At 40.1% G+C, this 19,246-nt stretch carries 14 protein-coding genes; 10 read left to right on the top strand and 4 right to left on the bottom strand.

What is annotated here, in order from left to right; genetic code table 11:
• Window positions 1-267 precede the first annotated feature (267 nt).
• From RMZ43_RS33685 to RMZ43_RS33665, 5 genes are all read left to right on the top strand, one after another.
• The gene (locus RMZ43_RS33685) at window positions 268-1,995 is read left to right on the top strand and encodes an SDR family NAD(P)-dependent oxidoreductase (protein ID WP_322652210.1); all 1,728 of its coding nucleotides are present in this window, start codon (window positions 268-270) and stop codon (window positions 1,993-1,995) included.
• A gap of 242 nt (window positions 1,996-2,237) precedes the next feature.
• Entirely contained in the window at window positions 2,238-6,986 is a 4,749-nt protein-coding gene (locus tag RMZ43_RS33680) for a PfaB family protein (RefSeq protein WP_322652211.1), read from the top strand.
• Between the two features lie 278 nt (window positions 6,987-7,264).
• Complete coding sequence (locus RMZ43_RS33675; protein WP_322650250.1) at window positions 7,265-8,941, top strand: PfaD family polyunsaturated fatty acid/polyketide biosynthesis protein; 1,677 nt, start codon at window positions 7,265-7,267, stop codon at window positions 8,939-8,941.
• 2 nt (window positions 8,942-8,943) lie between these two features.
• Window positions 8,944-10,458, top strand: a complete 1,515-nt coding sequence (locus RMZ43_RS33670; protein WP_322652212.1) for a thioester reductase domain-containing protein — start codon at window positions 8,944-8,946, stop codon at window positions 10,456-10,458.
• Between the two features lie 610 nt (window positions 10,459-11,068).
• Window positions 11,069-11,872, top strand: a complete 804-nt coding sequence (locus RMZ43_RS33665; protein ID WP_322652213.1) for an SDR family NAD(P)-dependent oxidoreductase — start codon at window positions 11,069-11,071, stop codon at window positions 11,870-11,872.
• 75 nt (window positions 11,873-11,947) lie between these two features.
• On the opposite strand, the gene hetI is transcribed toward RMZ43_RS33665, so the two are convergent.
• A complete protein-coding gene (gene hetI, locus RMZ43_RS33660; RefSeq protein WP_322652214.1) occupies window positions 11,948-12,667 on the bottom strand; it encodes a 4'-phosphopantetheinyl transferase HetI in 720 nt (239 codons plus the stop codon).
• Between the two features lie 760 nt (window positions 12,668-13,427).
• Between hetI and RMZ43_RS33655 the strand changes: the two genes are divergently transcribed.
• On the top strand, window positions 13,428-13,697 hold the full coding sequence (locus tag RMZ43_RS33655; protein WP_322652215.1) for a hypothetical protein: 270 nt from the start codon (window positions 13,428-13,430) through the stop codon (window positions 13,695-13,697).
• 43 nt (window positions 13,698-13,740) lie between these two features.
• Window positions 13,741-13,908, top strand: coding sequence for a hypothetical protein (locus tag RMZ43_RS33650; RefSeq protein WP_322652216.1), 168 nt, complete (start codon window positions 13,741-13,743; stop codon window positions 13,906-13,908).
• Between the two features lie 146 nt (window positions 13,909-14,054).
• Here RMZ43_RS33650 and RMZ43_RS33645 read toward each other — a convergent pair whose 3' ends face one another.
• Window positions 14,055-15,119: a YheT family hydrolase gene (locus RMZ43_RS33645; protein WP_322652217.1), complete on the bottom strand. Its 1,065-nt coding sequence runs from the start codon at window positions 15,117-15,119 to the stop codon at window positions 14,055-14,057.
• A 156-nt stretch (window positions 15,120-15,275) separates the two neighbouring features.
• Between RMZ43_RS33645 and RMZ43_RS33640 the strand changes: the two genes are divergently transcribed.
• The 3 genes from RMZ43_RS33640 to RMZ43_RS33630 all read left to right on the top strand — a co-directional run bounded on the left by RMZ43_RS33640 (window position 15,276) and on the right by RMZ43_RS33630 (window position 17,134).
• The gene (locus RMZ43_RS33640; RefSeq protein WP_118170349.1) at window positions 15,276-16,019 is read left to right on the top strand and encodes a response regulator transcription factor; all 744 of its coding nucleotides are present in this window, start codon (window positions 15,276-15,278) and stop codon (window positions 16,017-16,019) included.
• Window positions 16,020-16,239: 220 nt separating this feature from the next.
• Entirely contained in the window at window positions 16,240-16,419 is a 180-nt protein-coding gene (locus RMZ43_RS33635) for a hypothetical protein (RefSeq protein WP_416212104.1), read from the top strand.
• 22 nt (window positions 16,420-16,441) lie between these two features.
• Complete coding sequence (locus RMZ43_RS33630; protein ID WP_322650244.1) at window positions 16,442-17,134, top strand: ATP-dependent Zn protease; 693 nt, start codon at window positions 16,442-16,444, stop codon at window positions 17,132-17,134.
• 29 nt (window positions 17,135-17,163) lie between these two features.
• On the opposite strand, the gene RMZ43_RS33625 is transcribed toward RMZ43_RS33630, so the two are convergent.
• Together RMZ43_RS33625 and RMZ43_RS33620 are read right to left on the bottom strand one after the other, a co-directional pair.
• The gene (locus RMZ43_RS33625; RefSeq protein WP_322652218.1) at window positions 17,164-18,192 is read right to left on the bottom strand and encodes a diguanylate cyclase; all 1,029 of its coding nucleotides are present in this window, start codon (window positions 18,190-18,192) and stop codon (window positions 17,164-17,166) included.
• 861 nt (window positions 18,193-19,053) lie between these two features.
• Window positions 19,054-19,215: a copper chaperone gene (locus RMZ43_RS33620; RefSeq protein ID WP_322652219.1), complete on the bottom strand. Its 162-nt coding sequence runs from the start codon at window positions 19,213-19,215 to the stop codon at window positions 19,054-19,056.
• Window positions 19,216-19,246: the final 31 nt, after the last annotated feature.

The raw sequence follows: 19,246 nt of genomic DNA, 5'->3' as shown, positions 1-19,246 counted from the left end.
TAGCCTTGGGGAATAAGAATCAAAGCCTCGGTGTACACACAAGTCGAATTACCCCCCTTAATACCCCCTTATAAAGGGGGGAAACAGGAAATCTAGTTCCCTCCCCTTTATAAGGGGAGGGTTAGGGTGGGGTAAAACCCCGGTTAATCAGCTACTTCAGACTTGCATGTACACCGTAGCCCTGTGCGGGAGAGGAATGGAAGCGGGGGTTTCAAAAATAAGTTACACATCAAAAAACCCAATTTATACAGGTATTCACGAGGATTTATGACACAAACAGCCCAGCTTAGTCCATCATCTGTCTTTGTCGTGAGCGGCGGTGCAAAAGGGATTACGGCTGAGTGTACTATCAAATTAGCCCAACAGCAACCCTGCAAATTCATCCTCCTCGGTCGCTCCGAACTATTAGAAACCGAGCCAGATTACGCTCAAAATGCCGATGAATCCGCATTGAAAAAATGCATCATGGAAAATCTTCTTTCTCAAGGAGAGAAGCCCACACCCATGAATGTACAAAAAATATATAACAAAATTACCTCTAGCCGTGAAATTAAAAAGACTCTAGCAGCAATTGAAAAAACCGGAGCTAAAGCAGAATATATCAGCGTCGATGTCACAGATACACAAGCTTTACAAGAAAAACTTGCCACTGCTGTACAACATCTTGGCCCAATTACCGGAATCATTCACGGCGCGGGAAACTTAGCTGATAAGTTAATAGAAAAGAAAACAGAAGAGGATTTTGAAAAAGTTTACACTGCCAAAGTTCAAGGTTTAGAAAACCTGCTAACTTGCGTTAACCCTAATCAACTTCAGCATTTAGTTTTGTTTTCTTCAGTAACAGGCTTTTACGGAAATCCTGGACAATCTGATTATGCGATCGCAAATGAAATTTTGAACAAATCAGCCCATATATTTAAGCAAAGTTATCCTTCATGTCATGTCGTCGCTATCAACTGGGGCGCTTGGGACAGTGGGATGGTGACAGCAGAATTAAAGAAGATTTTTCAAGAGCGAAAAATTGATATAATTCCGATTGCAGTTGGGGCACAAATGCTCGTTAAGGAAATGGATAATACCAACCATGCAACCTCACAAGTTGTTATTGGTAGCCCACTCGTTCCACTGGCGGCGGAGTTAGATTCAGAACTACGAACCCATCGTATTCGTCGCCAAATGACATTGGAGGCTAATCCATTTTTACACGATCATACTATTGCTGGCTCTCCAGTTTTACCAGCAACTTGTGCAATGACATGGATTATCAATGCTTCTGAACAATTATATCCTGGTTATCGGCTGTTTAATTACCAAGATTTCAAGGTTTTGAAGGGGATTACTTTCAATGAAACATTAGCAAAGGAACATATTTTAGAAATAGAAGAAATTTCTAAAGTTAATCTTGAAAGAATCGAACTTAAAGCCAAAATTTCGAGTAAAAACCCACATGGTAGAATTCATTTTCATTTTAGCGCTCAACTCAATCTCCAGCGAGAAATCCCAGATATACCCACTTATGAATCTCTCAATCTCGAAGAAGATAATATTATCACCGCTACAGGAAAAGATTTTTATCAAAATGGTGGGGCTACATTATTTCATGGCCCAGCTTTTCAAGAAATCAAAAGAGTCTTAAATATCAGCTCTGAAAAAATTACTACAGAATGTCTGTGGCCAGAACTCACACCACAGCAACAAGGACAATTCCCGGTGCAATGGGTCAATCCTTATACAACTGACTTGAGTATGCACGCCTTATGGGTTTGGACACAACACTTTCATGAAGAAGGTTGTTTACCTGGAAAAGTAGAAAAGTTTGAACAATTTGCGATGATACCACATAACGAAACATTTTACGTTTCTTGTGAAGTATTAGCTAAGACACCAAGTAGTGCGATCGCAAACTTCATCATACACGATCGCCAAGGTAAAATCTATTCACGAATGCTCGGCGCCCACGCCATTATTTGGTCAATGAAAATGCTCAGAAGCTAATAATCTTCTTACCAGTCAACATCCATATAGCAATCCTAAAATCTCTGTAAAATTCTTACTTTTCTTCTCTACGAGACGCTGCGCGAACGCGCCCTTTGCGTTCTTTGCGGTTCGTTAAAAAGAGTATTTATCACAACTCAGATAGGATTGCTATAACTTGCCACTTCAAAGTTTGGGGAACAGCGTAAATCCTGCCTTTTAATTATCTCTTGCTAAATACCCAAACTCGGAGAATATAAATCGTGGAAAAAATAGCCATCATCGCATTATCATGCCTATTCCCCGATGCGAAGAATCCTGAAGAATACTGGCAAAACATTATTGCTCAAAAAGATTCGACATCCTCTGCAACCGTCGAAGAAATCGGAGTAGAGCCGACAATATTTCACAATCCAGTTAAAGGCACACCAGACAAAACTTATTCCCTCAAAGGTGGGTACATCCACAACTTCCAGTTTAATCCATCTGAATACAATCTACCATCAGAATTTGTTGATAGCTTAGATAACACCTTTAAATGGTCATTGTATGCCGCTAAACAAGCAATTGAACAAAGTGGTTATTGGGGTAATCAAAATGTCCTGGCAAAATGCGGCGTAATTTTAGGTAATTTATCATTCCCAACAAAATTATCTAATCAATTATTCTCTCCAATTTACCAGCAAGCTATTAATCCTGCCGTTAGAGAACTTTTGCAGTATGAAGACTTCAATTTAGCTGTACCAAGTGCAACTAAAGCATCTTTATACAATGCGATGATATCTGGTTTACCAGCATCTATCGTAGCTCAAGCTCTATCGCTATCCCAGATTAATTTATGTCTGGATGCTGCTTGCTCATCATCATTTTATGCGATTAAATTAGCATCTCATTACTTATGGTCACACAAAGCTGATGTCATGTTAGCTGGAGCCATCAGTTGTGCAGATTCCCTGTTTGTGCGGATGTTATTTTCCGGTGTTCAAGGGTATGCAGAAAACGGCATTAGCCGCCCCTTAGATAAATCCTCTAGAGGGCTAATCCCCGCCGATGGTGTTGGGATGGTGATGCTGAAAAGATATTCTAATGCCGTTAGGGATGGCGACAATATTCTCGCTACTATCTGCGGTAATGGACTCTCAAATGATGGCAAAGGTAAACATTTACTCAGTCCAAATCCTAAAGGACAAGTCCTAGCTTTTGAACGAGCCTATAACGAGGCAAAAGTTAGCCCCAAAACCATCGATTATCTAGAGTGTCACGCCACCGGCACATTACTAGGAGATACAACCGAATTCAATTCCATCGAAACATTCTTTGGTCAAAATCAAGCTGCACCTCTGGTAGGTTCTGCTAAGGCAAATACTGGTCACTTGCTAACTGCTGCTGGGATGGTTGGCTTGACTAAGGTGATTTTGAGTATGTCTCATGGTGTAATTCCAGCAACCATGAATGTTTCGGAACCTTTAACATCAGAAAATGGTACAATTTCCGCCGACAAAATTGTTAGAACAGCTACGGCATGGCCTAATAATAACGCACCAATCAAACGGGCAGCTATCAGTGCTTTTGGTTTTGGCGGCACTAATTCTCATCTGATTTTAGAACAAGGAAATACAACAGAATCAGTTGAATCAACTCCACCTGTTCCACCTACCAAAGTTGCCATTGTTGGCATGGATGCCTTTTTTGGTAACTGTAATGGTTTAGATGCTTTTGAACGCAGTATTTATGATGGAACACAGCATTTTACTTCCCTACCGCCTCAAAGATGGCATGGGATAGAAAATCAAGAAAATGTCCTGAAAGAATACGGTTTAACCGATGGGAAAGCGCCAGTAGGGGCATACATCAAAGATTTTGAAATCGATACTTTATCGTGTAAAATCCCACCGAACGAAATAGACAAGTTAAATCCGCAGCAATTGTTACTCCTGAAGGTTAGCGATCGCGCCGTGAAAGATGCGAAACTACAGGAGGGTGGCAATGTGGCTGTGATTGTCGCCGCCGAGACAGAATTCTCTGTGCATCAGCTACAGCAAAGATGGAATCTATCTTGGCAAGTTAAAGACGGCTTACTCAACCAAGGAATTTCTCTACCTGCCCAACAGCTTTCCCAACTGGAAACCATTGTCAAAGATAGCATTCACCAGCCAGTAGAAATCGGCGAATATGTCAGTCACATTGCCAACATCATGGCGAGTCGGATTTCGGCTTTGTGGAACTTCACTGGCCCTGCATTCACCGTCAGTGCTGGCGAAAATTCTGCCCTCAAAGCGTTGGAAGTTGCCCAAATGCTACTCGCTACGGGAGAAGTTGATGCAGTGGTTGTGGGTGCGGTAGATTTAGCCGGTGGTGTAGAAAATGTCTTGTTCCGCAGCCAATTTGCACCGATTAATACGGGTGTCAATACCTTGGGTTATGACCAGCAAGCTAATGGCTGGACGGTTGGTGAAGGTGCTGGTGCAGTTGTCCTCAAGCGTTACAAAGCTGCTAAGGAAGATAATGAACGCATCTATGCAGTAATTGATGCTATGAGTTTTGCACAAGGTAATTCTACTTTGAGTGATGCTTTGGTAAAACCTGATGCTTCAGCTATCAGTGATGTCTGCAAACAAGCCTTCCAGATGGCTGAGATTCAACCCACAGAGGTTAACTATGTGGAAGTCTTCGGTAGCGGTGTTCCCCAGGAGGATGAAGCCGAAATCACAGGTTTACTGCAAGCTTATCCGAAAGTGGGCAATGGTTTGCACTGTGCATTGGGCAGCGTTAAAGCCAATATTGGCCACACCTATACAGCATCGGGAATTGCTAGCTTAATCAAAACTGCTCTCTGTCTTTATTACAGGTACATTCCCGCTACCCCCAAATGGTCTGGTGTCAAAACACCGCAAGTATGGGAAGGTAGCCCTTTCTATGTGGCAATGGAATCAAGACCTTGGTTTGTCGATAAAGGCGGCACACGCAGAATAGCAGCAATTAATAGCATGGGTATAGATGGCAGTTACGCCCATTTAATCTTATCGGAGGAACCCAGCCAAGAGGAGCGCGACAACAGATATTTGCAACAAATGCCTTTTCATCTGTTTCCGATCGCAGTTAGCGATCGCTCCACTATACCCGATATCTTAAACCATCTCCAAAAATCCATCGAAGCTAGTTCTTCTTTATCAGCTACCGCCAGCCAAACATTCACTACCTTTCAACAGCAATCTGCTCCAAAATACGTCTTATCAATCGCAGGACGTAACACAAAAGAACTACTCAAAGAAATTGAATCTGCCCGCAAAGGTGTAAATAACGCCTTTGAAAATGGCACAGATTGGCAAACACCAATAGGAAGTTATTTCACAGCAAAACCATTGGGTAAAACTGGAGCAGTTGCTTATGTTTATCCCGCAGCAGTTAATTCTTATATCGGCATTGGTCGTACCGTCTTCCGGTTATTTCCGAAAGTCTTTGAGGATTTAAAAAGTAACAATCTCTACAATCGAGCTGCCGATGTTGAAAAATTGGTTTATCCCAGAAGCTTGCCTAAATTGACAACCAGGCAATTAGAAACTCTCGAAAAGCAATTGTTAGATGATTCACTAGCAATGTTTGAAAGTGAAATCGCTTTTGCTAGATACATGACAGCAATTTTTCGAGATGATTTTCAAGTCAAGCCGCAATGCGTTTTTGGGTATAGCTTGGGTGAAACTAGCATGATGGTTGCCCAAGGGGTTTGGAGTGATTTTGAAGGTGGAAGTAACACTTTAAACTCATCACCTTTATTTGGTGATAAGCTATCTGGGCCGAAAAATGCTGTGCGTGAATATTGGGGATTAACAGATTCACCAAACAACAATTTTTGGAATACTTATGTTCTCATGGCTACTCCATCTCAAGTTAGAGAATGCCTGAAACATGAAAATCACGTCTACTTAACTCAAATCAACACACCAGAAGAAGTATTAATTGCTGGTGACGATGCAGCCTGCAAGCGAGTGATTGCAACTTTAGGTTGTAATTCTTTTCCCGCTCCCTTCGACCATGTGATACATTGTGAGGCGATGCGATCGCAGTTCGAGGAAATCAAGAAGGTAAACAGCTTACCATCACAAAATCTTCCTGGGATTGTATTTTATTCTGCCGCCGATTATCAACCAGTTGCACTCGAAAGAGATGCGATCGCGCATAACATCGCTAAAGGATTGTGCCAAGAGCTTGATTTTCCCCGATTGGTAAATCGTGTCCACGATGATGGTGTGAAAATATTTCTAGAAGCAGGCGCAGGTAGTGTTTGTTCACGATGGATTGATAAAATTCTCGGCAATAAAGAACACATTACAGTCTCTCTAAATCGTAGAGGGATGGATGACCATGCTTCGATGGTCAAAGCCTTAGCAAAACTACTCAGTCATCAGGTGAACGTAGATTTATCACCGTTGTATAGCAAAGCCCAAGAAAGTGCTAATTCAAGTAAAGCAACATTGAGAACAGTTACCTTAGGTGGGAAAGCGATCGCTGCTACAATTTTGAGCGAAGAAAATCGTAAACTTGTTGAAAATTTGGTTGAGGATATTAAGTGCGAACGCTTCAAAATACAGCATCCAGATATACCTAATGTCCAACAATCTGAAATCACAGATTTTCTTAACACTTCCAACCATATAACCCAAGAAGAAAGTCATTCCTCTAACATCTTGCCTCTGTCAGAAGAAGTAAAACCGAAAAATATCATTGATAACGTTTTTGAACCGAAAGAACAATTACAATCTTCTGAGTCAAGCGCAATTAGACAGCCAATTTCTCTTTCCTCCCCACCCGTCAGAACTCAAAAAATTAGTAGCATCATCAGCATGTTCGATTTAAATAAGACCCAGTATCAAAAGCTCAATGCTAATAATTCAAAGATAACTAAAGCACACACAGCCTTCTTACAAGCTAGACAAGATTACAGTCAGCAAATGAGCGAAATCATTCAATTGCAACTAGCTTGCGCCCAAAACTTGCTTAACGACGAATCTTAATATTTCATACCAATTCTCTTTCAACTTGCACCGACTGATTCTTAACTCATCTCTTCCTTGGCGTCCTTGGCGTCTTGGCGGTTCGTTTAAAAATTATTACGTGCATCTTCGGAGAGAATTGATATGAAAATCTAGACTTCTATAGCAATCCTATCTAAATTTTGAAAATTGACGAACCGCCAAGACGCCAAGAGCGCCAAGAAAATAGGATTGCTATATAAAAAGTCTACATCCTTCACTTTTATCATCCATTGCTTGTAATCCGAGGGATAACTACCGTGACAACCGTAGATACGGTACTAAGTAAACACGATAATGGCCTTAACTTCTCCACCTGGTCTTATAACAAAAACCAAGTTTGGAAAGGTTCTTTAGAAACTGTATCTTTTGAGAAACAAACCATCAAAGATAAATTGATGGTATTAAATAAACCCTGCTACATCGTAAAAGTTGCTGGAAAAATCGGTGTCACTAATGAGGGTTATTTATCCCCTGGTGATAATGGCACAACAGCACAAGTAGAACTGCTAACATTTGCAGCACCAATCCGCATTCAACAATTTGGAGATCCCAATTTTCTCTCCTCTCATGGAGTGAAATATGCCTACGTTACCGGCGCAATGGCTGGCGGAATTGCTTCCGAAGAAATGGTCATTGCACTCGGAAAAGAGCAAATTTTGAGTTCCTTTGGTGCAGGTGGTTTAACTCCAGAACGCTTGGAAGCAGCCATAAATCGCATTCAACAAGCCTTACCTCAAGGGCCTTATGCATTTAATTTAATTCACAGTCCCAATGAACCAGCGATTGAACGCCGGGCTGTGGATTTATACCTCAAATATCAAGTAAGAACAGTAGAAGCCTCTGCATTTCTGGACTTAACCCCCAACATTGTTTATTACCGTCTTGCTGGATTGGCATTAAATAACGCCAATCAAATTGAAATCAAAAATAAAATCATTGCCAAAATTTCTCGCCGAGAAGTCGCGACTAAATTTCTGCAACCAGCACCGGCCAGAATAATCAAAGAACTTCTTGAACAAGGGTTAATTACTGAGTTACAAGCAACCCTTGCAGCCAAAGTTCCAATGGCTGATGATATTACCGTCGAGGCTGATTCTGGAGGCCATACAGATAATCGTCCCCTGGTTTGTGTGTTACCTTCTATTATTGCCTTACGAGATGAAATTCAAGCACAATATCATTATCAAACACCTATTAGAATTGGTGTAGCAGGGGGAATTGGGACACCACAATCAGCATTAGCAGCCTTTATGATGGGTGCTGCTTATATAATGACTGGTTCCATTAATCAATCATGCGTTGAATCTGGGGCTTGTGAACATACCAAAAAATTACTAGCCCAAGCAGAAATGGCTGATATGATTATGGCCCCAGCAGCAGATATGTTTGAAATGGGAGTCAAATTGCAAGTTCTCAAACGGGGTACAATGTTCCCCATGCGAGCGCAAAAATTATTTGAACTCTATCGCGCTTATGATTCCATTGAAGAGATTCCTTTGGCAGAAAGAGAGAAATTAGAAAAACAAGTTTTTCGCAAAACTATTGCTGAAGTATGGGAAGGAACTGCGGCTTATCTGTCCCAAAAGAATCCTGAGAAACTTGGAAAAGCAGTTAATAATCCTAAACTGAAAATGGCGTTGATTTTCCGTTGGTATCTAGGATTATCTTCTCGCTGGTCTAGTTCTGGTGAAAAAGGTAGAGAAGTCGATTATCAAATTTGGTGTGGCCCGGCAATGGGCGGTTTCAATGACTGGGTACGTGGTTCTTATCTATCTGAACCAAATAATCGTCGGGTAGTTGATGTAGCTAATCAAATTATGACTGGTGCAGCCTTTTTGTATCGTGTCCAAAATTTGAAAATTCAAGGGCTGCAAGCTTCCAATTATTACAGTCAGTATCACCCTGTTCGTTCTACATCATTGTTGGAGATTTAAAAATGACTATAAAACAGTCTTTCACCGCAGACGATATTCAAATATTTTTGGTATCTAACTTAGCTAAGTTGCTAGGAGTTGCAACTAATGAAATAGATGTAAAAGAACATTTAGAAAACTATGGGTTGGATTCAGCCCAAGCAATGATTCTAGTAAGCAACTTAGAAAAATTGCTCGGATTTCAACCATCTCCATTGCTCTTGTGGCATTACCCAAATATTGAAGCTCTTTCACAGCGTTTAGCTGAAGAAGTACAAGAAGGTTCACCAGCTCAAGATACAAAGGTAGCATCCTCTAATGCCAACGCTGCACCCTCTGTTCTAGATTTAGGTGCTGAGGCTGTTCTTGACCCTACTATTAATCCTGGTGCTGCATCTAATGTCCTTGTGGGTGAACCCAAGAATATCTTTTTAACTGGAGGAACTGGCTTTTTAGGAGCTTTCCTTATCCGGGAATTGCTACAGGAAACCAATGCGGATATTTATTGCTTAGTGCGTGCTGCTAATGCCGAAGAAGGCAAAAGCAAACTCCAAAATAATCTGCAACAGTATGCAATTTGGCATGAAGAATTTAATTCCAGAATTATTCCGATTGTCGGCGATTTATCTTTACCATTGTTAGGTGTTGGTTCGGAACAGTTTCAAATTTTAGCTACCAATATTGATACTATTTATCATAGTGGTGCTTTATTGAATTATGTTTTTCCCTACTCAGCATTGAAAGCAGCCAATGTTTTAGGCACTCAAGAAGTTTTGAGGCTGGCTTGCCAAATTAAAGTTAAGCCTGTACATTACGTTTCTAGTGTTGCTGTTTTTGAATCGACCGCTTATGCTGGCAAGGTTGTAAAAGAACAAGATGAATTCAATCATTGGCAAGGTATTTATCTTGGTTACTCACAAACTAAATGGGTAGCTGAAAAGTTAGTCAAAATTGCTCGTGACCGCGGCCTGCCTGTAACTATCCACAGACCACCATTGATTTCTGGTGATAGCAAAACAGGCATTTGTAACACACATGACTTTATTAACCTGATGACCAAGGGCTGTCTACAAATGGGATATTTCCCTGATGTAGATTATATGTTGGATATGTCTCCTGTAGACTATGTAAGTAAAGCCATTGTTTATCTATCACGCCAAAAAGAATCCATAGGTAAGGCTTTTAATTTACAACATCCCCAACCCGCCGCTTTGAAAATGCTAGTTGAGTGGATACGCTCATTTGGTTATTCAGTTGAGATGATTCCTTACGAAAAATGGCAATCAGAGTTAATCAATAATGTGACTTCTGCTGACAATCCTTTGTACACTCTGCGACCCTTTTTACTAGAACGCTGGTCTGATGAACAACTGACTATTCCTGATTTGTACTTACAAGCTAGAAGACCACACATTAGCTGCCAAGATACTCTTCATGCACTAGCAGGTAGTTCTATTAGTTGTCCACCAATTGATTCTCAATTGTTTATGACTTACACCGCCTACTTGATTCAAACCGGTTTTTTAAATATCGCTTAGTAATTCGCAAATTGCGTAGGATGTGTTATGAGCGTAATGCACCGTCTCAAAAATATCCGGGACGATGCGTTACGGAAGCTGTAAACAACGCCAGTTGCTACAACGGAGGGAACCTCCGCAACGCACTGGCTCCCCTACAAAATAATTTTATTTAGTCCATGTTTTTTAAAACTCAGTACTACTGAATAGCCAATATTTCAGATGCCAGCAACAACTCATACACTAACAGCGGCAATAGAATTGCCCTGTTTTTTTATGCTCAATCATGTAAATTTTTAGGATTCACCCTTTGACAGAAGTAATTGAGGATAGAATGGTTAGTGTTGGGCATAAAAGTTTGATTTTTCCTGCTGACTGCTGTGATTAATCAAAAGCCAGCGCTAGCAGTTTGAAATAACCGAACTTTTTTAATGCTCTACTTATTCGATGTATAAGTCCTAAATTTACGTTTGGATTGCTACATCTATCCAACCCATCACACAAGCATTTGAAAAGGTAATAACTCAAGACATTTCTTGTTGGTTGAGATATTACGCGTACTTAATTGTAGAACGAGAACCACTGTAAATGCAACGCAGCTTCATCAAGTTGAATTCACCAATATTCTTTCATGAACACAACACATAAAACTCAGAGCAAAAAAACTGCTCTTATTACTGGAGCAGCCAATGGTATTGGCTACGAATTAGCATGTATTTTTGCTGCTCATGATTACAATCTGGTCTTAGTAGACAGAAACGGGTTAAAGCTTGTAGAAATTGCAGCTAATTTCCAAGAAGAATTCGGAAATTTTGCCAAAACTATTGTCAAGGATTTATCTATATCAACAGCTCCTGAAGAAATCTTCACGGAATTGCAACTCGCCGATATTTATATTGATGTGCTAGTCAATAATGCTGGATTTGGTATCTATGGATTATTTCACCAAACAGACCTGGCTACTGAATTGGAAATGTTACAGGTAAATTTGGTGTGCCTTACCCATTTAACCAAGCTATTTGTGAAGCACATGGTAAAGCAAGGTGAAGGTAAAATACTAAATGTTGCCTCAGCTGCTGCTTTTCAACCAGGGCCTTTGATGGCTGTTTATTTTGCTACTAAAGCTTATATCTTATCTTTTTCTGAAGCGATCGCTAATGAATTAGAAGGTACAGGTGTCACTGTAACAGTTCTTTGCCCAGGCTCAACCGCATCCGCCTTTCATGAAAGAACCGGAATGGCTGACTCTAAGTTGCTCAAGGGTAAGAGGATGATGGATGCACAAACAGTAGCCGAAATTGGTTTTCGCGCCTTAATGAAGGGCAAAACTATTGCAATTCCTGGGTTTATGAATAAACTACTTGCAAAAAGCGTCAGATTTGTACCTAGAAAACTGGTAACAAAAATTGTGCGAAATATGCAGGAAGATAAGTAAGCAGGTTGTCATTTGTCATTGGTCATTTGTCTGCAAAATGTCTCTTGTTTCACCACCAGAGGAGCTTAATCAACATCAATATTGCCAGCATTTTAAATTCCAGCCAAAATTCGCTACTGCAACAGCAGCCACATAATTGTTAGCAGGTACTAGTTCAAAAAGACTCCAGTCTTCAGTTATCCGTAACTTGGCTGATTCTGTGGGAGTTAAGGATACTTCAATTTGCTCTAACTGGGATAGTCCGTCTCCAGTTGCTTTTAAATAAGCTTCCTTACAAGTCCAGTAACGGAAAAATACCTCTTGCTGTTGGTTTTGAGATAGCGATCGCAACATCTCATATTCTCTCGGTAAAAAGAACCGTTTGGCAAGGGCTTCTAGATCAGACATCGGGCGAATATATTCTAGGTCTACACCAATTTCTCTAGTACAATTCACCGCACACAAACCCAACCCTTGGGAATGAGACAAGTTAAACGCCAGTCCACTATCGGCAAATGTATCTGCTAATACTGGTTTGCCACGCTGTTGATAATTAAACTGTACTTGTCGGGGCTGGATATCCAAATAGCGACCTAATATAGTTCGGAGAATACCACGACCAGCAATGAAACGCTGCCGATGTTCCTGAAAATAGAACCGTTCAGCACGAGCCATTTCGTCACTGGAAAGAGTCGCTGCTAAATTTTGCAGCTGTGCTTCTGGTTGCTCAAGGTCTATACGCCAGACATGAATCTCATCCAGTTGCAAAGTTAAATCTGTCGGTGCAGTTAGCCAAATATCATTAGAAGCGGTCATTGAGTCAAAAAATCAAGGGAGTTGTACTCTAGTACTTTGTTTAATTACGACGATTATCAATGGATCTAGTTTGACGCTTTAGCGCTACTATACAATGCGCCAGACCAACGCGGTAAGCGTAGCCATGCCGTCAGGCTTATCGCTTCGCCGATTCAACGCAGTGTCACAGCTTTTTAAGCTATGATTTTGCAGCGTTGCAGTTAACTGCGCTCGACTATCACGTCCTTGTTATCTTAAATCTTTTCATCAAACTTTAATAAATTTGCAAAACAGAAAGTACTCATATTTCGGCAAAATTTAAATCCGCTTAAAGATATATTTGTACAAAAATGTGTTGTAAATAGTTCTATTAAGAACAATCATCTCTCAACTTATAGCCGCAATTAATAGTCAAAAAATACTTAAAAAACAAATATAAAACGCAATGCTTCACACGCCTAAGACGGGTAATCACTTTCACTGTTTATACAACTGCGCCTGTTTTTATAAAGTCTACCAAAAGAGTTATTAGATATTAAGTATAGCTGTAAACATCACTACTTAATACTGAGTTAAAGTAGCTGTGATTACTTTTACTGACTAATATTTTAATTTATTGCCCTACATATACGTGGCCTGTTTATTACTGTAGGTGTACTATCTTTAACTCAAGGTTAAATCTCCTGAAAGAGAATGCATTAAAACCCTTGACAGAGAATAAGAAATTTTCTTTTAGCTACAACATTAGCTATCACAGTATTACTCCAAGGAATTACGAGAAATGTCTGCAAGTGTTTTACCAGTACCTAAGCTTTGTAAAGGTCAAAGAGTAAGGTTTATCCGTGGGGAAGGCATCATCAAAAATTACCGCTTTGAGTCACGTTGCTGGGAATATTTGGTGGAGATGCCTATGGGGCCAGAGCCAGAAATGGGTCGAGTTGGTTATGAAACCATGATTTGGCTATCTGAAGTAGATATTTGTTCACTGGTAAATCATTTTTCTAGCAAAATGTTAAATCTGGAACAAAAACATTTTGCCAAAGCTTGTTAAAAACTTATTATAACTACTTTTTTCTATAACATAGCGAGGATGAATGATTATTAATTTGGGGTACCTTGCCTTCTTTGTGCTGCTACTGGCAGCGTTACTATTATCAATTAAGGAAATGAGCGTTGCTTTGGATGAAGTAGATGTTGAGCGCTTTACTCTTTGGACAGGGGTTGCTTCTGTCATTGCTGGTTTACCAATAATATTGTGGTAGCTTCTTAGTCAATACCATCCTCTATATTGCAATAGTTTATTTAGGACAATTAGTAAAAACAAGCTAATCTGTTCTATTTTTTAGACTTTCAAACAATACGACTCCATCCGTGGAGTATCCTAGCTGCTAGAATATTTTCTTGTCTATTACCCGATTCGCTTTTCTTCCAGCCATTGTAAAACCCGATTCCATGCCCACCAAGGATCAGAATCTTGTACTTGACGTTGGCATTCTTTGCTGCTCAAATAGCCAACATGACCGCCATACTGAGTGAGTAATAAATCTATTGCGGGATTGCGATCGCAAGCTTCTTTCAATTCTGGTATGATACTTGGGTCAAAAAGTGGGTCATCAGCAGCATATAGAATCAAAGTCGGTTTCGAGATTTGCGGCAATATTTGTAAAGCACTACTAGCTTGGTAATATGCCTCTACAGAAGAAAAACCTAGCCGCTTAATTACCAGTTCATTATCAAAACCCCAAATACTGTTCGCCCGTTCAATCGCTGCTGAGTCAAGGCTTCCAGGATGAGCATCATGTATCCGCCATGCCAGTTTTTTTAAATTTTGGGCAATTCCCGCTTCCAAATATCTGCCGAAGGGCTTTGTAACTAGATAAGATAGCGATCGCTCCGAATCCAAACTCGGACATATCACCATACCACCTCCAATATCGCTATCTTCTAATCCTAAATCTTCATCCTCCCTTATCACCTCACTAGCAACCTTCACCGCCCATAATGCCAATTGTCCTCCTAAAGAATATCCTGTAAACCAAAATTTCCCAGGACATCCCATTGCCTTAGCAGCAGCAGCGATGCGAACAAAATCTTCGCCCTCATACAAACCATCAGAAGTTAGAGTTGGGGACAATTCGGCTGTTTTGCCGTGGGCCCGCCAATCAAATAACACTACAGCGTAGCCTTGAGCGTAAGCTTTACGTCCTAGCACCCTCAGATACCATTCCGTCTCTAACTCTCCAGTAATGCCATAAGTACCGATAATCGTGCTATGAGCATTTTCCGGGATGGCAACTAAGCCAAAAATTGGCACACCTTGGCCACCAACAAAGATTTTCTCGTGATAAGACGGTTCTGGTAATAAAGTAGTACTTTGCCAGTGACGTTTTCCCCACAAAGCAGTGTATACAGTCATTATTAGACCGTTTTGTAAAAACCAAGACGGATTGTAGGGCGGAGTATAACACATCATAGAATATAAGATTTCGTGTAATTGAGTCTTGATTTCACAGTCATTTAATCTTAATATTTATGTAAGATTTAAAAACTTTTTTAGAATCGTTTCAAAAATCTTTGTATCTATCAAAGGTTGTTAATTATCCTTAATAAGTAGTAATAATTTTAAAGAATGCCGAGGATTCTTGTCATAGACGATGACCCAGCGATTTCAGAACTAGTTGCCGTCAACTTGGAAATGGCTGGCTACGATGTTAGTCAAGCTGAAGACGGCATCAAAGGTCAAGCACTGGCTCTCCAGCTGCAACCAGACTTGATCATGCTCGATTTAATGTTGCCCAGAGTAGATGGGTTTACCGTTTGCCAACGCCTACGCCGCGACGATCGCACGTCTGAGATTCCTGTGTTAATGTTGACGGCTTTGAGCCAAACTCAGGACAAGGTGGAAGGCTTTAATGCTGGCGCAGATGACTACCTCACCAAGCCTTTTGAAGTTGAAGAACTGCTAGCGCGGGTGCGGGCACTTTTGCGGCGGACTGACCGCATTCCCCAAGCCGCCAAGCATAGTGAAATTCTCAACTATGGCTCACTCACCTTAGTTCCCGAAAGATTTGAGGCAATATGGTTCAATGAGACGGTGAAATTGACTCACTTGGAATTTGAGTTACTTCACTGCTTATTGCAACGTCACGGTCAAACGGTTTCCCCCAGCGAAATCCTCAGAGAAGTTTGGGGCTACGATCCTGATGATGACATAGAAACGATTCGAGTGCATATTCGCCACTTGAGAACCAAGCTAGAACCAGATCCCCGCCACCCCCGCTATATAAAGACAGTATATGGTGCTGGATACTGTCTTGAATTACCCGGTGTACCTCCAGCAAATGAAGGGGCTTCGGTAACAGTAGTTGAATGAAATTACGTTAAATTTCCTTAACTAAGCCATGAATTAGGCAATAACTCTCAGAAACTCTTATTTTTTTACCGCTTAGTTAAGGTTATTTGTGATATTTACTGATGTGTAGAGATGTTGCAATACAACGTCTCTACAAGCGCATCCTTGATAGTTTAAAATAAAGTGTATTTTGTCAATGAGTTAAAGTACTCAAAGTAAGTTTTGGTTATGCCTTGATCACTTGTACGAAGAAATCCAAGCTATTTTAGACGTGTCTTTAGGCTCGATAACAACCTCTCAACAAGCCTATGAACAGGATGGAATTAATGGACTGTGCTTGAATTACAAAGGTAGAAAGAGCGATCGCTACAATCACCTTGATACAAAAGCTGTGTATCACATGATAATGAAGAAAGATTAAGCAGATTCTTAAAAAACTCTCAATGAGCCAGACTAGTCTAAATTTAGTTGCAATATCTATCTTTCTGATGACCTTATCGGTACTGCTGGGGCCATTCTTGAATTTATCGCCCGCAGTACCGGCGCTTGCTACCTTCGCTATTTTGGGAATAGCCACTTTTGACAGCTTTAGCTTGCAAGGCAAGGGTGGTACTATCTTTTTAGATTGGATTGCTGGTTTTTCAAGTGAACATCGCGATCGCATCGTCCACCACGAAGCAGGGCATTTTTTGGTTGCTTACCTGTTAGGTATTCCCGTTAACGGCTACACCCTCAGCGCATGGGAAGCTTGGAAACAGGGGCAACCTGGACAAGGCGGTGTTAGCTTTGATGATGGCGAATTAGCATCTCAACTGGAAGTGGGTAAAATCAGTGCCCAAATGCTAGACCGCTACTGCACTGTTTGGATGGCGGGTATTGCTGCTGAAACCCTAGTTTTTAATAATGCTGAGGGTGGAGGCGATGATAAAAGTAAGCTGATAGGAGTCTTGACAATTTTGGGATTTTCTGAATCAGTTTATCAGCAGAAATTGCGGTTTCACACCCTGCAAGCAAAAACCCTACTGCAAGAAAATTGGTCTAATTATGAGACTTTAGTTAATGCCATGAGACAACACACTTCGGTAGAAGATTGTCATGCTCAGTTGAGAGTAAGTGGGGAGACAATTAAAAATTAAAAATTAAATAACCTTCCCAATGTCCACTTTTAAGAAGAAACAACTTTTAAATGTGGGACATGAGATAAATAGTTTGAGGCAATAACCCGATTACGTCCAGTAGTTTTAGCTTGTAGCAAGCATTGATCGGCACGATGCAACAGACTTATTCCTTGATCGTCATCCTTAGCTTGCAGATAGGCTGTACCTAGACTAATGGTGACATTAATTGTCAGTTTATTGCTGATTGAAAATGGTTCCTCGGAAACTACCCGATTAAGACGACGGGCGACAACTAGTGCTTCTTCATCGTTAGTGTTAGCCAAAAGAATCACAAATTCTTCGCCACCATAGCGAAATGCTGTGTCTTGACAGCGCAGATTGTGTCGCAGACGGTTACATAGTAGCTGCAAAATGCGATCGCCTACTAAATGCCCGTGAGTATCGTTAACTTTTTTAAAATGATCTACATCTAGAATAATCAAACTCATAGAAGTCTTTTGACTTCTAGCTTTTTTTATTTGCCTGGGTAAGTCCCATTCTAAAGCACGACGATTATTTAATTCTGTCAACGAATCGGCTAAGGCGATCGTTGATAACATATCATTTGTCCGAATCAAATCCCGGTATTTTTGTGCTTTCCGCAAGCCAACAGTTAATTGAGCAAGTATTAGTTCATGATTGGCGGTCAATTCTGCCAAGCTATGGTCTATTTTTTCATCAAGAAGATGCCAAATATAAGCATCGGCTCCTTGGTTTAGTGCCGCAGCAGTCATCTCTAATTCCCTGTGCCAACCCTTATTTCTATCAATAAGCTGCTGGGGACGATCCTCGAAGAGAATACAATATATTGAGGATAGTTTCGTCTGGTCTTTCAACCAACTGCAAAGTTCTATACTGCCATCCAGACTAGCCTGCACAAGTATGATATCGGGTGGCGTAATTTGAATGTGCATGTGCGACACTGCTTGATTAAGATTGTCTATAACTTCTACACTAAAAGCAGTCGCATAACGGATCTGATCTGGAAGTGTAGCGATAAAGTTATTTTTTCCAAAGATCAGAATAGACATATTCATTGCTTTCTTTTTTCATCCTATTTAACTTTTTGAGAAATTAATTTACTAAAACTTGCTGTTCTTATTGGCTAGTACCAAATATGATTTATTCGGTGAGTTCTAGTTGCTGATATATTGCTTTTCTGACACCGAATCTACAATATTTTTCCAACTTTCATCTCTTTTTCAGATTTTATCTTTACTACAGTTTCTAAAACCTACTCTTCTGATAACTAATGTCTTCTTTACAGAAGGCTTTTAAAACAGTAAAAATACTGAATCTTTTTGAAGGATAAAAAACCTCTTTATGTAGTCTCTTAAGTATTATTTCATTGATAAGATTGCCAAAAACATACTTTGTTAAAAAGATCACATTAAGCAAGTAAATTTATTCCTTTAAAGAAAAAACTATAATGCACTAACCTAACCTACAAATACAGATGGAAATTTTAGAGCTTACGCAATAACTCTCTGAAACTCTTATTCCTTTGTGTCCTTTGCGCTATCCTACGGCAAGCAGCTCTATGTCTACATTTTTCCATTATTTTGCGTAATTACTGAATTGAAGTGAAGTTCCACAATATGTTAGTAGAAAAAACAAAAGGTTTCTGTCTAGACTTTTGCAGTGTTCATTTATTTACTTAATTCACATCTTTTTTTGTTTATCACAACCTCATAAATCTAGAAAAGAAAGCTAAATAAAAGACTTTATGTTAAAACCTGCCCCGAATGTAGGTCAATTATTTCATTCCTACCCTATCTACGGGCGGAAAAATATAAAAAATTTTGTTAACGTACCCTAAGATATGAAAATCTCAACTGCTGTGAAAAGTTAGAACCTAATTAATAACCCTCAACAGCATAACCAGCAGCAACAATTACCTATTTGATTGACTCTTCAGAAGCTGCGGATTCCACTGTGACAGTTTCAGCATTAACATCCATATTCACCTTGGCTTCAAGTTCCATAAGATGGATAGATTGAGTAATTATTTCTGCACATCGCTTACAAGCAATATTTGATACTTTTAGTTTTAGTGCCATTTGCTACCTTAGTATGGGGTTTTAAAGTATT

Source organism: Nostoc sp. CmiVER01, from assembly GCF_034531135.2.
Taxonomy (GTDB): Bacteria; Cyanobacteriota; Cyanobacteriia; order Cyanobacteriales; family Nostocaceae; genus Nostoc.
Note: the sequence above shows the minus strand (reverse complement) of the source record. Positions and strands in the feature narration are given on the sequence as shown.

Coding starts and splice junctions, on each gene's coding strand:
- RMZ43_RS33620 (WP_322652219.1), bottom strand. CDS start 19,215: ATGGCACTAAAACTAAAAGTATCAAATATTGCTTGTAAGCGATGTGCA.
- RMZ43_RS33665 (WP_322652213.1), top strand. CDS start 11,069: ATGAACACAACACATAAAACTCAGAGCAAAAAAACTGCTCTTATTACT.
- RMZ43_RS33670 (WP_322652212.1), top strand. CDS start 8,944: ATGACTATAAAACAGTCTTTCACCGCAGACGATATTCAAATATTTTTG.
- RMZ43_RS33650 (WP_322652216.1), top strand. CDS start 13,741: ATGATTATTAATTTGGGGTACCTTGCCTTCTTTGTGCTGCTACTGGCA.
- hetI (WP_322652214.1), bottom strand. CDS start 12,667: ATGACCGCTTCTAATGATATTTGGCTAACTGCACCGACAGATTTAACT.
- RMZ43_RS33655 (WP_322652215.1), top strand. CDS start 13,428: ATGTCTGCAAGTGTTTTACCAGTACCTAAGCTTTGTAAAGGTCAAAGA.
- RMZ43_RS33645 (WP_322652217.1), bottom strand. CDS start 15,119: ATGATGTGTTATACTCCGCCCTACAATCCGTCTTGGTTTTTACAAAAC.
- RMZ43_RS33630 (WP_322650244.1), top strand. CDS start 16,442: ATGAGCCAGACTAGTCTAAATTTAGTTGCAATATCTATCTTTCTGATG.
- RMZ43_RS33685 (WP_322652210.1), top strand. CDS start 268: ATGACACAAACAGCCCAGCTTAGTCCATCATCTGTCTTTGTCGTGAGC.
- RMZ43_RS33640 (WP_118170349.1), top strand. CDS start 15,276: ATGCCGAGGATTCTTGTCATAGACGATGACCCAGCGATTTCAGAACTA.
- RMZ43_RS33625 (WP_322652218.1), bottom strand. CDS start 18,192: ATGAATATGTCTATTCTGATCTTTGGAAAAAATAACTTTATCGCTACA.